Annotated in this window: 10 protein-coding genes; 6 read left to right on the plus strand and 4 right to left on the minus strand. The window is 47.4% G+C overall.

The features are described from left to right. Positions 1-243: 243 nt before the first annotated feature. Positions 244-2400, plus strand: coding sequence for a sensor domain-containing diguanylate cyclase (locus EH243_RS00505; protein WP_126156675.1), 2157 nt, complete (start codon positions 244-246; stop codon positions 2398-2400). 147 nt (positions 2401-2547) lie between these two features. Here EH243_RS00505 and EH243_RS00510 read toward each other — a convergent pair whose 3' ends face one another. Next, a complete protein-coding gene (locus tag EH243_RS00510) occupies positions 2548-3384 on the minus strand; it encodes a 23S rRNA (adenine(2030)-N(6))-methyltransferase RlmJ (protein WP_126156676.1) in 837 nt (278 codons plus the stop codon). 343 nt (positions 3385-3727) lie between these two features. Here EH243_RS00510 and EH243_RS00515 point away from each other — a divergent pair, with 343 nt between their 5' ends. After that, positions 3728-6145: a sensor domain-containing diguanylate cyclase gene (locus tag EH243_RS00515; RefSeq protein ID WP_164549008.1), complete on the plus strand. Its 2418-nt coding sequence runs from the start codon at positions 3728-3730 to the stop codon at positions 6143-6145. Here the strand turns inward: EH243_RS00515 and EH243_RS00520 are convergent. Beyond that, the gene (locus tag EH243_RS00520) at positions 6124-7017 is read right to left on the minus strand and encodes a LysR family transcriptional regulator ArgP (protein WP_126156678.1); all 894 of its coding nucleotides are present in this window, start codon (positions 7015-7017) and stop codon (positions 6124-6126) included. The genes EH243_RS00515 and EH243_RS00520 overlap by 22 nt on opposite strands. Positions 7018-7221: 204 nt before the next feature. Between EH243_RS00520 and EH243_RS00525 the strand changes: the two genes are divergently transcribed. Then, positions 7222-7791, plus strand: coding sequence for a LysE/ArgO family amino acid transporter (locus EH243_RS00525; protein ID WP_241234956.1), 570 nt, complete (start codon positions 7222-7224; stop codon positions 7789-7791). A 10-nt stretch (positions 7792-7801) separates the two neighbouring features. Here EH243_RS00525 and EH243_RS00530 read toward each other — a convergent pair whose 3' ends face one another. After that, positions 7802-9361: a methyl-accepting chemotaxis protein gene (locus EH243_RS00530; protein ID WP_126156680.1), complete on the minus strand. Its 1560-nt coding sequence runs from the start codon at positions 9359-9361 to the stop codon at positions 7802-7804. 328 nt (positions 9362-9689) lie between these two features. Between EH243_RS00530 and exaC the strand changes: the two genes are divergently transcribed. From exaC to arfB, 3 genes are all read left to right on the plus strand, one after another. Further along, complete coding sequence (gene exaC / locus EH243_RS00535; protein WP_126156681.1) at positions 9690-11210, plus strand: acetaldehyde dehydrogenase ExaC; 1521 nt, start codon at positions 9690-9692, stop codon at positions 11208-11210. Between the two features lie 297 nt (positions 11211-11507). After that, positions 11508-13616 (plus strand): sensor domain-containing diguanylate cyclase, encoded by a 2109-nt coding sequence (locus tag EH243_RS00540; protein ID WP_126156682.1) that lies wholly within the window; start codon positions 11508-11510, stop codon positions 13614-13616. Between the two features lie 111 nt (positions 13617-13727). Continuing rightward, the gene (arfB, locus tag EH243_RS00545) at positions 13728-14141 is read left to right on the plus strand and encodes an alternative ribosome rescue aminoacyl-tRNA hydrolase ArfB (RefSeq protein WP_126156683.1); all 414 of its coding nucleotides are present in this window, start codon (positions 13728-13730) and stop codon (positions 14139-14141) included. Here the strand turns inward: arfB and EH243_RS00550 are convergent. Next, positions 14110-14850 carry a response regulator transcription factor gene (locus EH243_RS00550; RefSeq protein ID WP_164549009.1) on the minus strand — a complete coding sequence of 247 codons (741 nt, stop codon included), beginning with the start codon at positions 14848-14850 and terminating at the stop codon, positions 14110-14112. The genes arfB and EH243_RS00550 overlap by 32 nt on opposite strands. Between the last annotated feature and the right edge of the window lie 149 nt (positions 14851-14999).

Genomic DNA, 14999 nt, shown 5'->3' on the forward strand with positions numbered 1-14999 from the left:
AAGTACTATTTTTGCCATGGCCGCGCAAATCCTTGTGACAACTTTCTATGCTATGATTCAGTTGGAACTTATTGTTATAAGACTGTTTTTGCAGCGTCGATACGTGTTTCCTTCTGATTAATTAAGCTATTTTATTCGCTGCTATTGGTTAGTGATGGGCTAGTGATGGTTTAGTGATGGTTTAGTGATGGGTTAGTGGATAGTCTAAATACAATGTAACAGGGTGCTGGTGAAGCCAATACGATGGATTTGAAGCGGGAAGAAAAGGCGGGTTCAACGGGATTGCCTACGCAGCTGTTATGGGGAGGGAGTTTTATCGTCCTCTTGTTGCTGTGCTCGCAAACCGTCTATTTTTATTTCAATGCCCAAACGCGCTATCAACAACAGCTTGGCGAATTACAAGATAAGTTGATAAAGGAGCAACATAGTCGTTTATCGTCTGAGTTGGCTGATGCCGAGCAGATGATTGATCAGATGTTTGCTGAAGCGACGGATCTCATCCGGCAACAAACACGTAGCCAAACCCATCAAGCCTTAGCATTAATGAATTCACTCTATCAACGCTATCATGAACAGCTGAGTGAAGCTGAGATGAAAAAGATGTTGATTGAGTCATTGAGGGATATCCGTTTTTTTGATGATCGGGGTTATTATTTCATCGATGATATGGACGGTACCTTGTTGCTCTCACCTATATTACCGGGTAATGAAGGGACATCATTGCTTGGGCTTCGAGACGATACCCGACATAATATTTTTCAGGGGTTGGTTGCCGCGGTTTCTAATGCTCAGAAAGAGGGTTTTTCCCACTATCGCTGGTACGCGCCCGATAATAATAAAGTCATGCGAAATAAAGTGGCCCATGTCGGTACTTTTGAACCTTACAACTGGATAGTGGGTAACGGTGATTACTTTTATCGCTTTGAAGATGACCTGAAACCACGAATCTATAATGCCCTGCGTAATATTCATTTTGGCCGTACCGGTTATATTGCTTTGCTGGACCGTGATGGTCGTTTACTGGCGAGTGGCGCAACCCCAGAGCGGGAAGGTTTTAATTATTTGAACGACCCTGATCCCATTATTCGGCAAGGGGCTCAGCAGGCGCTTGCAACCGCTCAGGCCGGCGGTGGTTATCTTTCCTATGATTGGTATCAAACAGAAGATGCCAGCCCTAGCCATCGGCTCTCGTTGGTGAAGCCGATTGAAGACCGTGGTTGGGTTCTGATTGCGGGTATCTATCAGGATGAAGTCAATGAGCTGTTTTCGTCACAAGAACAGCGTTTGGGTGAAGCGATAAAACAAGGTTGGTCGCATCAGCTGATCGCCATCATAACCATAGGTATACTCGCGCTGCTGATCGCACTCAGCTATAGCCGGTGGTTAAAAAGCCGTTTTAAACGTTATGACGACAATATTACTCAGCAGCAGGATAAACTCCGTGAATTCGCGGAGTCCCTGAAACTGAGTGCGTTGATAGTGGAGTCGGCTCACGAAGGGGTTATCGTATGTGATGCGGATAACCGTATCGTAAAAGTTAACAGTGCCTTCACGCGGATCACCGGTTATCAGTTGAGTGAGGTGCTAGGCAAAACCCCCGCGATATTGACATCGGGTTTGCAGGATAACGATTTTTATAAGGAGATGTGGCATACCCTAAATACCGAGGGCGCCTGGCGCGGTGAGGTGTGGAGTAAACGCAAGGACGGCGAGGTCTATCCCGAGTGGTTATCGATCAGTGTAAATCGCTATAGTAATGGTGAAGTACAAAACTATATTGCGACATTTTCGGATATTACCCACCTTAAAAACTTAGAGAATAAATTACGCTATTTAGCCGAAACGGACCCTCTCACGGGCTTGGCAAACCGACGGACATTGATGGATTGTCTTAATCGCGATCTGGCGGCGCAGCAGCGTTATCACTCCGCGGGTGTGGCGCTCTTTTTTATCGATCTGGATCGTTTTAAAGCGATCAATGATTGTTATGGGCATGATATTGGTGATTCTTTGTTGATTGAAATGTCAAATCGTTTGAAAGCGAGTTTACGTGAATCAGATCTTCCCTGCCGGGTGGGTGGCGATGAGTTTATTCTGATTATTAAGTTTAAAGAGGGTAAAGAGGGAGTCAAAGAGCTGCCCCTTCTTTGCCAGCGGCTGTTAAATGAGATGACTAAACCACTCAGGTTAACCGGTATTGATATCGATATTAGCTGCAGCATGGGCGTAGCGGTGAGTAGTAAAGATGATGATGCGTATAGTCTGATGAAGAATGCCGATCAAGCGCTCTATAAGGCTAAAGGGGAAGGGCGAGGCTGCGCTTGTTTCTTTGATGAAACCATCAGTACTACTGTTTACCCATCGGCTATTGAGGTTGAAAGCACTGATCAGAAGGACTAACAGGCGAATGCTATAAGCCAACGGCGCTCGTTAGTCTGACTTCATTGTAAGGGGTTATCCGTGTAACAAAAGGCCGGCGTCATGGCGCCGGCCTTTATGTGTGCGGTTGTTTAAATACTGTTATCCGCGTGCGCGCACCCAAAAAGGTTATTCTGGGACGAGAATATCGCAACGGAAGAAAGCTTCACCATCCTCATCGATCGCCTTAACGAGTTGTGGCAGTAGGGTATTCATGTTGTTGAATAGGGTCCAGGGTGGGTTGATCACAATCATGCCCGATGAGGTCATACCGTGTTCCGCTGAATCAGGTTCTAGCCCTAATTCAAACCGCTGAATATTGCGGATACCACTCATGATAAACAGTTTTTCAAGTTTGCGAATGCGGTGACGTTCGACGACGGGATACCATAGCGCATAGGTACCGGTGGAAAATTTCTTGTGCGCATGTTTTAGGGTTTTAAAGACCTGATCGTAATCACTTTTTATCTCGTAGGAAGGGTCCATTAATACCAGCGCGCGGCGAGATGTTGGCGGTAACAGCGATAGTAAGCCCTCTAGGCTATCCTGATTGAGCACCTTAATGCGTCGATTCGTGCGGGTGTTTTTACTCAGTAGCTTAAAATCGGTGGGGTGGAGTTCATATAGGGTGGCTTTATCTTGCGGGCGCATGAAGTGGTTGGCAATGAGCGGAGAGCCGGGGTAGAAGCGTAAACCCCCATTAGGGTTGCAGGCCTGAATCGCTGAAAAATAACGCGCCAAACTCGGCCAGTCTTGGCTCTTTAGTTTGCCAATGCCGTTGCTGTACTCGCCCAGCTTTTCCGCTTGATCAGATTGTAGGTCATATAACCCTGCGCCCGCATGGGTATCAATATAGTCAAAGGGTTTATCTTTTTTGGTCAGGTGTTCGAGTATCTCCGTTAGCACAATATGCTTGAGAAGGTCGGCAAAGTTGCCCGCATGAAAAGAGTGTCGATAGCTTAGCAAAACAGTGTCCTGATCAGATGGTAGCAATGGGGCAGACTATCGGTTGATTCAGCGATGGGGTCAAGGGATCGGGCAAAGAAAGTCATAAAGATGGAACAAGTTTATGTCACCGCCGGTCAGATGATCAGGCGAACAGATGTTGTTATAGCGAAACGATCGCCTAAATGAGCGCGCTCAATCATGGCCAATAAACTTATTGGCTTTCAATTCGTTAATCGCAGGGTTTAACTTGTGAAAATCGGCCCTCGGTGTCAGGATTATAGATGAGGATTGGGCGGTAAGCACAATCCAACAATACCTGACGTTAAGTTGCTGTCTAACGTCGATGATGTGGGTCACTATTATGCTAACGGCGGCAGACGAAATTTTTATCAACAGACGTAAATTGCTGGCGTTGGTGGTTGGTATTATCTGCGTGCTTGTGAGCATTATTGCTTATCAGTTTAGCCTCTCCGTCGAGAATGAAAAATTACACGCTAAGGTGGAAAGTGCAGGGATTCAGCAACGGGTTAAGTTTCAAACCAGTGTTAGCCGCACCATAGAGTTGTTGAACACCGTTGGTAGTTTTATTGCTCAAAGTGAGCAGCTTGATCGAACTGCATATGCATCCTTTACCCGCCCCATTATCCGTTCTCATCCTGAGCTTTGGGCGATTCATTGGGTGCCTCTGGTGAGTGACGACGAGCGTCAAGCTTTTGAACAGCAGTTAGTCAGCGATGGGTTCGACGGAATGACGACCCTCGATGTCGCCACTAATACGGTGTCGAGTGCACCCGCAAAGAAGCTTTATTATCCCATTTTATATTCTGAGCCGTTAGAACGAAGTCATATATCCGTTGGTTTTGATACTTACTCGAGACAAGTGAATGCTGATGTGATTGATGCCCTGCTCGCTGGTGATCAGGAGTATCTAGGAACCGCACCCTTTCAGCTGTTTGAGGGCGCTTCGGATATATTGTCCTTAAGTTATTATCGTCCCGTCTATGATGAATCTTCTGTTGGTCGAGGCCGGCTCAAAGGGTTTGTGTTGGCGGTCATACAGCCGCAGATGATCCTGAATACCTTATCTTCAACCGATTCGGATTTGGTGATGAAACTCTATGATGTGACACCCACGGGATTAGTCGAAGTGGCTGCGACCGCTTCATCGCAAACGGAAGCCGCCACGGTGTCCTACCGGTCTGAATTTAATATTTTGGGGCGTAACTGGTTATTAGAAGTGTGGGATGATCGTCTGCAGACAGAGAACAGTCTGAATATCTCGCAATGGATTCTGATCGTTGGGTTCTTGTTCTCGTTGTGCCTAGTATTGATGTTGCTTTGGCTGGCTAAAACACACCGTCAAATTTTGCTGGAGCGGGATCGCGCTCAAAGTTATCTGGATACCGTAGAGACTATCATGCTGATGTTAGATCGCGAGGGTCATATTCAGATGATTAACCGTAAAGGTAGTGAGGTACTCGGAGCGAGTGCAGACGATCTACTGGGTGAAAGTTGGTTTAATCAACGGACTCTGGTGAATAGTCAGCAAGAACGACAAATTTTTGAAACACTGTTCGATAGAGAGCATCCGGTTAACGACCTGTATCGCGGGGAAAGTCGAGTGCGTACCTCGGATGGTCAGATAAGGTTGATTGCTTGGCGTAACCGCCTCAGCTTTGATGCCAGTGGTCGTCCCGTTGGCGTGCTATGTTCGGGCGTCGATATTACTGAACAGCGACAAGCTGAGTTGTTAGATAATCTACGTAGCCGTGCAATGGAAGCAACTTTGCAGGGTGAGTCGTTGGAATATGTTCTCAGCCTTGTGGTGGAGGGTATTGAACAGAAAAATCCCGGAGCGTTATGCTCTATTTTATTGTTGGATGAGCAGGGTCAGCATTTGATCAATTGCGCAGCGTCCTCGTTACCAAAGGGTTATCAGGCAGCGATTGATGGTATAGAGATTGGCGAGGGGGTAGGTTCTTGTGGCACCGCGGTCTACAGGCGAGAACGGGTGATTGTCACGGATATTGCCTCCGATCCTTTATGGGCTGACTACAAAGCGCTGGCGCTGGAACACGGTTTACATAGTTGTTGGTCTGAGCCTATTTTCGGCCGGAAAAAACGTTTGATCGGCACCTTTGCGATCTATCACGGCTTTATTTCTAAACCGTCCCATGCGGATCTCGAGCTGATTGAAAGCGTGGCCGCTTTTGTGAGCCTTATTATCGAGCAGTTTCAAGCGGAAGCGGCGTTGCTGTCCATGGCTAATTCTGACGAACTGACGGGGCTGAATAACCGCCGTAAGCTGTTTAGTGTGCTGGAAACGGAGTTCGAACGGGCGAAGCGTTATGGGCATCCCTTTAGTCTGTGCATGCTGGATCTCGATTTCTTTAAAAAGATTAACGATCAATATGGGCATGATATCGGCGATAAGGTACTGCAGGCGGTGGCCGACACCATCAATCATGTGCTGCGCGAGAACGATGTTTGCGGCCGTATTGGCGGGGAAGAGTTTGCTATCCTGTTGCCCGATACCGCGTTAACCAGCGCCGCCGCTTTTGCCGAACGTGTCCGACAGGCGGTAGGCGAGCTAGCGCTCAAATTGGATGATGGTCGGTTAGTCACGCTGACCTGTTCGATAGGGGTTGCTGAATATAGTGAGATCTTTCATAAAGCGTCAGAACTACTCTCCTGTGCGGATCAACGACTGTACTACGCTAAAGCCCACGGACGTAACTGCATCAGTACGCAGACTGACTACGAGGGCTGTTCAAGATGAAGCTGGCAGTAGCGGATTAGCTGCTGGCTGAGTCGGCGTCCGGTGTCGGTTGCTAGATTCCAACTGTGCCAATATAGCGGTACCTCGATACTCTTTCCGGGGGCGATTTCAACTACTTCACCACGTTCAAGCAATGATTGCATCTGTAAGTCGGGTGCCATACCCCAGGCGAAACCTCGTTTGATCAGTTCGGTAAATGCCTCAGACGAGGGGACACGGTGACGTTGATAGTCCTGTACCTCGGGGTAAAAGCGTTGGATAAAGCTATTTTGTAGATCATCTTTTTCATTGTATTCCACCGCCGGTGCTTGAGCTAAGGCGGCACTGGATAGGCCGTCGGCAAAGTACTGCTGCATAAAGCGGGGGCTAGCCAGTGCGAGATACCGGCTAATCCCTAGCAGGACGGCACTGCTCCCTTGTAAGGGTTTAGCGCTGGCGCTGATACAGCCTTGAACATCACCTTGGCGGAGTAGTAGGTGGGTTTGGTCCTGATCATCGATTCTTAAATCGAGTAGGATCGGGCTTTGCTCCATCAAGGGCTGCATGGCATCCATAAACCAGGTGGCGAGACTGTCCGCATTCAGGCCGATGGTGAGTCGGCTGAAGCCCTCCTGCTGAGCGCTATCTAGATGGCTTAATAGCTCAGTCTGTAATAGTGTGACTTGATGGTAATAGCGTTGTAACTGTTGCCCCGCATCGGTGAGTCGCAACGGTTGAGCGCGAACGAGGAGTAACTGTCCGGTGGACTCTTCTAGCTGTTTGATCCGTTGCGAAATGGCCGACTGGGTCAGAAATAATCGGTTGGCTGCCCGCTCAAAACTTTGCTCTTCAATAACAGTGGCTAGTGCCTGAAGCTGACGATAATCAAACATAAAGCCTCTCAGAGTGATCATTGATCTAGGGTTATTAGATATTCTAATGGAATATAAATATTATTAGTTTTACTAACCTGTGTCGATTACATACTCTCCTTCGCTTACCTATGTTGTTTCATCTGTTATCGGAAATATATTGTGATGCTGTTATCGATACCCGCTCCTTTTTTGACTGGTTTGGCTACCAGTGCCGGATTAATTATGGCTATCGGGGCGCAGAATGCGTTTGTGTTGAGTCAGGGGGTACGCCGTGAATATCACTGGCCTATCGCGGGGCTGTGCAGCCTTATCGATACTGTATTGATCGCCGCTGGAATATCCGGCATGGGGGTTTTGATCAGCCAGTCAACCCTGATGCTGCCGCTGATTAACTGGGCGGGAGGGGCGTTTCTTTTATGGTATGGGGCGCTGGCGCTGCGTTCAGCGTTACGTAGCGAAACACTGAAGGTTTCTACCCGTCAGTTTTCCAGTCTCGGGGCGGCTTTATTAACCACGCTGGCGCTGAGTCTGCTCAATCCCCATGTGTATTTAGATACGGTGGTGTTGTTGGGGAGTATCGGCGGTCGTTACGCCGAGCAGGACCGCGTTTGGTTTGGTGCTGGTGCGGCGCTATTTTCCTTTATTTGGTTTTTCTCCCTGAGTCTGGGGGCCCGTTGGTTAGCACCACTGTTTCGCCGGCCTATTAGCTGGCGAATTCTCGATGGGTTGGTGTGTATTATGATGTGGACGCTGGCTGCCTTATTACTGAGTGGCAATCTCAGCGCCCAATAGGTTAGGACTTTTATTTGAATTTATTATTCACAATCTGAGATAGGTCGGTGACCAAACACGCCAGGTTATCGATCGCCTGGTTCGTTGTCGTAATTGAGTCTTTGTTATTTTCAGAAACATCTCGGATAGAAATAATATTACGGCTGAGGCTTTCGGCGGTATGGTTTTGCTCGTCGGCGGCTAAGGCGATCTGTTGACTCTGATCTGAAATTAGATCCAGAGATTGGCTCAGCTGATCGAAGGCCTGCCCCGCGGTTTCTGCTTTATTGATACTTGCTTTCACCTGCTGATGGGTTTTACTCATCGTATCGGTGGTACTAATCACCTGTTTCTGTACCGCATCGATACTGGCTTTGATCTGCTCGGTGGCTTTCTGGGTACGAATCGCTAGCTCTCTGACTTCATTGGCAACGACCGCAAAGCCACGACCATGATCACCGGCTCTAGCGGCTTCAATGGCAGCATTGAGTGCCAATAGATTGGTTTGGCCAGTGATGTCGTTAATCAGGGTGGTGATATGTCCGATCTCTTCGGTTTGGGCATGTAGTTGCTCGGATTGATGTGATGCTTGGCTGATCTCTTCAGCGAGCACCTCTATCGTTTGCAACATATCGTTGATGACGGTTCTACCATTTTGGGCGTCTTGAGCCGCTTGATGGGTCACCTCAGACGTACGAGATGTGTTTTCAGCTACATGCTGTGATGATGATGCCATTTGATTGCTAGCAGAGGCCAACATATCGCTTTCTAGGTTTTGTTTCTCAATACCGTCAGTGGTCTGGTTCAGGCTTTGGTGGGTGAGATTCATCACTTCTCTCAGTGTAGAAATGGCGTCTTCGACCCGTCCGGTTACGGTACCTATTTTGGCTTCCTGCAACAGTATCGCAAGATGAAAGGCGCCGATCTCATCCATTCGCCCATTCAGGATCTTCTGTGATAATGGATTATCATAGATGCCTAGTGACTGCGTCAGTGCGGCCTGTAAGGGTTTCAGTTGGTAATAGCAGAGGGCAGTAAATGACGCGGTTAAGGCACCGGATAATAGCAACTTCAGTAGGCCATCGATGGGCGCTACATTAATAAGTGTCACGGCTAACAAACCCGAAAAAACACTGCCTAATAATCGGCGACTCAACTGCTGTCGTGAGAGCGATAACCGCTTAGGGTTGGCGTTGATCTGGTCGTATTGACGCTGTGCGTGTTGTTTGATCTCGTTAGGCAGTTTGGTGCGAACGGATTGATAGCCAATTTTAACCCCGTTCTGGTCATATTGTGGTGTGATATAAGCCAACACCCAGTAGAAATCACCGTTTTTGCAGCGGTTTTTGACAGCGCCTAACCAGGGTTTATCTGCTTTAAGGTTACTCCATAAATCGGCAAACGCGGCGGATGGCATATCGGGATGACGCACCAGATTATGGGGTTGTCCGATAAGCTCTTCACGACTAAATCCGGAGATATCGATGAAGTTCTGGTTGGCATAGATAATGCTCCCAGACAGTGAAGTGGTGGAAATTAAACGTCTGGTTTCTGGAACCTCGCGCTCCCTTGTGAGGCGATTATCATCCATACAAAAAAACCTCTATCTATTGACTCTATCTATTGAGTTGTTGTGCCAGTTATATACGACTGGATCAGGCCTTATATCCCTATAATCTAGGGCTTAAATCCATGAGGGTAGTACGTCTATTTTGCAGAGTCGCTAAGTATACACGCTCAAAGTACTAAATAAACCCGAACTAAAACTTTGTGCTAGAAGCTTTTTTTAGTACTAAAGAACTAATTTATTAGTGCCAAGGGGGCATAGGTGATAAACCGCTTCGATAGCTACTATGTAGGGGTAGTCAAATAGCCCGCAAAGAAAAACGCGGCAGATAACAAAAAGAGAGGCATGGATAATGATTTACGCACAGCCAGGGACCGAGGGTTCTGTTGTTTCCTTTAAAGAACGTTACGAAAACTATATCGGTGGTGAGTGGGTCGCACCGGTAAACGGGCAGTACTTCGACAATGTTTCACCCGTGAATGGTCAGGTTTTTTGTCAGATTCCACGCTCCGACGCTGATGATATTAACCTTGCACTGGATGCTGCCCATGCAGCTAAGGATGCTTGGGGGAAGACATCGGTTGCTGAACGCTCAAATATTCTGTTAAGAATCGCTGATCGTATTGAGCAAAACCTTGAGTTGCTCGCCGTGGCTGAAACTTGGGATAACGGTAAAGCTGTGCGTGAAACCATGGCTGCCGATGTGCCGCTATGTGTCGATCATTTCCGTTACTATGCCGGTTGTATTCGGGCGCAGGAAGGTTCTATCGGTGAGATCGATCAGAATACTGTTTCCTATCAATTCCACGAGCCACTAGGCGTCGTCGGCCAGATTATCCCTTGGAACTTCCCGCTGCTGATGGCGGCATGGAAATTAGCGCCGGCGCTGGTTACTGGTAACTGTGTGGTCATGAAACCGGCAGAGCAAACGCCTGCCTCTATCCTTAAATTGATGGAGGTAATCGGTGATCTGTTGCCACCGGGTGTGCTGAATATCGTCAATGGTTACGGTAAAGAAGCGGGCGAAGCGCTGGCGACGAGTACGCGTATCGCTAAGATCGCTTTCACCGGTTCTACCCCGGTTGGTTCTCATATCCTTAAATGTGCCGCTGAAAACATTATCCCATCGACCGTAGAGCTTGGTGGTAAGTCACCTAACGTCTTCTTTGCGGATATCATGGACCAAGAAGATGAGTTTGTTAATAAAGCGGTTGAGGGTGCGGTATTGGCATTCTTTAACCAAGGCGAAGTCTGTACTTGCCCATCACGTTTGCTGATACAAGAAAGCATTTATGATGCCTTTATTGCTAAGGTTATTGAGCGTTCTAAACAGATCAAACGGGGCAACCCGCTAGATACTGAAACCATGGTGGGGGCTCAGGCATCGCAGCAGCAGTTTGAGAAGATCCTGTCCTACATGGAGATCGGTAAAGCAGAGGGCGCTGAGTTCTTGATCGGTGGTGATGTGCATGAACATGATGATGAGTTTAACTCAGGATTCTATGTGCAGCCTACGCTGATGAAAGGCCATAACAAGATGCGTGTCTTCCAAGAAGAGATCTTTGGGCCAGTAGTTGCAGTAACGACCTTTAAAGATGAAGCGGAAGCCTTAGAAATTGCCAATGATACCGAGTTTGGTCTAGGTGCGGGTGTTTGGACCCGTGATATGAACCTCTCGTACCGTATGGGCCGAGGTATTCAGTCCGGTCGAGTTTGGACTAACTGTTATCACCTCTATCCCGCCCATGCCGCGTTCGGTGGTTATAAGAAATCCGGTGTCGGTCGTGAAACTCACAAGATGATGTTGGATCATTATCAGCAGACCAAAAACCTGTTGGTTAGCTACGATATCAATCCACTGGGCTTCTTCTAAGTCAATCAACGAAAGGCCATCGTGTTCCTCCTTGGGGCGGCGTGCCGTCCTACTTTTTGATCTCCTTCCGTTGTTTGGAGATTAGCACAGCATTCAACACTGCTTCAGCGTTGGATCAGTTCCGCAACCGGCATCATCTCTAGCGTCGGTGTTCTTTTTGGCGACCTTGGGTCGCCTTTTTTATACCTGTCATCTTGAGTAATTCGTTTATCGCTCAGCCCATCGGTCTCTGATATGCTAAGCGAAGCTAAAAGGCTAGGAGTCGCCGTTTTTTATGTTTAGCAAAATGGGGTAGTAATGGATTTTACCAAAATGCCGAGTCGATCAGGTCTTAACCTTTTTTGGTTAATATCCGTATTATTGGTGTTTCTATTAGCTGGCTTTTTCACGTATTTTTTTATCGCTAACCAACAATATAATCATACCCATCTAGATAAGCTTCAAGCGTCTATTCAAAAGCATATCAATCGTCGCCTGCAATATGAGGTGAACGATGCCACTCACTTTGCCAATGCCCGCTATAACAGTGCCGAACAGGTTATTATGACCTCGTCGCAGAATGAGGTTTCCCAGGCCTTAGATGTGATGAACCGTTTCTATCAACAAAACCGACGACGTATGTCCGATGATGAGCTAAAAACTCAATTACTTGAGCTCCTGCGGGGTATTCGCTTCTTCAATGGCCGTGGCTATTTTTTTGTTGGCGATCAGGCGGGTAAAGGTTTACTCATGCCGACACGCCCCGAGCTTGAAGGTAAGTCGATGATCGATGTGAAGGATGATCAAGGCATCTACTTTGTTCGCCGTTTTCGTCAGGTAAGCCAGTCGGCAGCGGGGCGGGGATATGTTCGGTATCGCTGGTATTCTTCGGATGAACGGCAGCGGATGGAGAATAAAATAGCCTTTGTCGCACGCTTTGAACCCTATAACTGGGTGATCGGTGCCGGTGATTATGTCTCTCAAATTCAGCAGGACTTACAGCAGGAAGTTATTGAGTATCTGGATGGTATCCAATTTGGACAAAATGGTTATCTGTCAATCATCGACCTTAATGGTAAGGTGATTGCTGGCAAAGGGGTTGAGCAATTTATTGGTAAAACCTATACGCAGTTAGATAACCCTGATGACCGCGAACGTATCGCTACGCTGTTGGCTAAAGTAAAACATGACGGTTTTATCCATACCGGCTGGTATCGGCATGATGGCCAGCCAGATGACGAACAATTGCTGTATGCGAGCCTCTTTCCTGCCTGGGGTTGGATTGTGCTGGCCGGCGGCTATGCCGATCCATCGCTCGAGCTATTGTTGCAACAGCGAGAACAGATGATCCAAAATGATAGAGAGAGCAATATCACCTTGTTGTTATTGATGGTGGTGTTGCTATCGATCGCTTTAGTGATGATGCGCTATTATGCCCGCGGATTTCGGCAGCTATTCAACTATTTTCAGCGCAACCTTGATCAGCAGAGTATTACCCTCGATGAAAATGCTCGGGCGCTGGAGATCAGTGAAAGAATTGTCGATGCCGCCCATGAAGGTATTTTGATTACCGATGCGGATAACCGCATTATCCGTATCAACCAATCCTTTACACGGATTACCGGCTATATCTTAGAAGAGGTTAAAGGCAAAGACCCGCGTATTCTCGGCTCTACCTCCAATAGCCCTGAATTTTATAAAACAATGTGGCAAACACTGATTAGCAAAGGTCAGTGGCATGGTGAGATCTGGAATCGCCGTAAAAATGGTTCGCTTTACCCCCAAGCTTTGTCGATCACCAGTTATCGAAATGCTGAAGGTAAGATTGAAAATTATATCGGTACCTTTACCGATATCAGCCAACGTAAAGCCTTTGAAGAACAGCTTGAACATATGGCGCAGAGTGATTCATTGACCGATCTGCCTAACCGTCGTTCACTCAGTCAACGATTACAACATGAGCTTGACGTACTCCAGCGACATCCTGATCATCAGTTAGGGTTGATGTTTATGGATCTCGATCTCTTTAAAACGATTAACGATACCTATGGCCACGGTGTTGGTGATCAGGTGTTGATTACCATTGCTCGACGGTTGAACGAAACCGTGCGGATAACCGATATGGTGAGTCGAGTGGGTGGCGATGAGTTTGTTATTTTACTGGGCAATGAGCCTGGGGAGATGCAGCCCGTGGCGATGCTGTTAGCTCAACGGATTATACTGGCGGTATCAGAGCCTATGATGGTGGCGGGTATCGAGATGCAACTCACCACGAGCATCGGTGTTGCCTTGGCGCCAAACGATAGCAACGATGCTGCCGGCTTGATGGAGTGTGCCGATCGTGCTCTGTATCAGGCGAAGAAAGAGGGTAGTAACAACGTCAAACTATTTGACCCGTCGATGGTCAAAGATAAGATCGAATTATAGCCGTGAGCATCGCGGTGATTAATGGGGTTTTCTTTGAGCATAAGGCTATAGACGGTATTACCATGACGGCCTCTGGTACAATAGAGGCTCATGTTTAAAATGGACTAAAAAGTGCTCGTTATTTCCAATGCTGTATCCATCCCCGATGACGAAATTGTGCTCACCGCGATCCGCGCTCAAGGCAGTGGCGGTCAGAATGTTAATAAGGTCTCCTCGGCGATTCATCTGCGGTTTGATATTGCTGCATCCTCATTACCTGAGTTTTATAAAGAACGCTTACTGCAGTTGAAAGACTCGCGGATTACCAAAGAGGGGGTGTTGGTGATTAAGGCGCAACAGTATCGCACACAGGAAAAAAATCGTGACGACGCACTGCAGCGGCTACAGACGCTGATTAAAGCCGTCACGGTGGTGCAGAAAACACGGCAAGCCACGAAACCGAGCCGTTCGGCGAAACGGAAGCGGGTCGATAGCAAAACCAAACGGGGTCAAGTTAAGTCTTTAAGGGGGCGGGTGTCGGATTAGGCACCACATCGGTTTGAGCCGCAAAAATATAACCTACCCCATATACCGTGTTAATCAATGCGGTTTCTTTCTGATAGTCATTGAGTTTTTTACGTAACTTACCAATTAGCATATCGATGGTACGATCCGAAGGGTGCCATTCTCGGTGATAGAGTGAGTTGAGTAGCGCTTCCCGCGTCATCAGTTTATTCCGATTATTGAGCAAGATGGTCAGTAGGGTAAACTCATTTTTGGGCAATTTTGTTAGCTGCCCAGTGGGTGATTTGAGCACCTGACGCACTAGATCCAATTGCCAGCCGTCAAAGTGACTGACTTGTGTGTCTGTTTTGGCGTTTGTGTTGTCTGGGTGTTCGAGGCTCATTCTTGACCAGCGACCGAGATTACGAATTCTCGCGGAAAGCTCGCGGTAATTGACTGGTTGCGCAAGATATTCATCCGCACCCATCTCCAGTGCCACAATTAGATCATCCGGATTATTTTTTTTGCCGATGAGGATAATACCGCTGCGGCTGTGACTGCGCAGTTCGCGGGTCAGAGAGAAGTCTGGATGTCGCGCGGTCGAACAGTCGATAATAAAAACATCGGTTTGTTCGGTATTAACCGGCGAGGGGATATCGAATAAGGTATTAATATGAAAGCCGAAGCCATTCTCTTTATGAAAATTAGATAGATAGTTGCTCGAGTGTTTATCGATAACAGTAATATTCATGCACATATTATTATTCTTTTATTATTAAACAGAGTGAGGGCCTATTTATATCAATTTAATGATAGTGTTTGAGAGGCAACGGAGTCTGGTAAAAAATTGCGCAATCTTAGTAAAAAAAGAAGCAGTGCGTGGTAATAAAAACCCTAGCA

It is taken from the genome of Amphritea opalescens, assembly GCF_003957515.1.
GTDB classification, from domain to species: Bacteria; Pseudomonadota; Gammaproteobacteria; order Pseudomonadales; family Balneatricaceae; genus Amphritea; species Amphritea opalescens.